Consider the following 382-nt stretch of genomic DNA (forward strand, 5'->3'; position numbering starts at 1 on the left):
AATGAAAGAGATTTGGAAGGAAAGTGAAAGGTTGTTAGTATGATATTTGAGATGAAATTACAATTAAGATAATGCTTGGGAATAAATAGAATTGATTGTTGATTGTTCAATAGAAGGATTTGAGGAAAGATCAAAGGGAAATTTGATTTGACATTGATACGATGTTTGTTTCAATTGCATTTGAACTTTGTCAATGAAATTTCTGAGCGATTGAATACGTTTTTGTTGTTTATTCGAAACATAATTGAATTCTGTTTGTTTTTGTTGAATGAAATCTGAACCTTGTTCAATTTTCAATGCATCAATGATTTCCTTCGCTGTGTTTCTTTGATTTTTCGTGGCAATAGTAGAGACGATATCTAAATCTGATAAAATTCGTTGA

General features: G+C 29.6%; 1 protein-coding gene. It reads right to left on the reverse strand.

All coding sequences use genetic code 11. The features are described 5' to 3' along the window. Positions 1-63 precede the first annotated feature (63 nt). On the reverse strand, positions 64-382 hold a 319-nt coding region (locus tag D7Y04_RS46325), incomplete at its 5' end, for a hypothetical protein (RefSeq protein ID WP_233601896.1).

This window comes from Corallococcus sp. AB038B, assembly GCF_003668955.1.
GTDB classification, from domain to species: Bacteria; Myxococcota; Myxococcia; order Myxococcales; family Myxococcaceae; genus Corallococcus; species Corallococcus exiguus.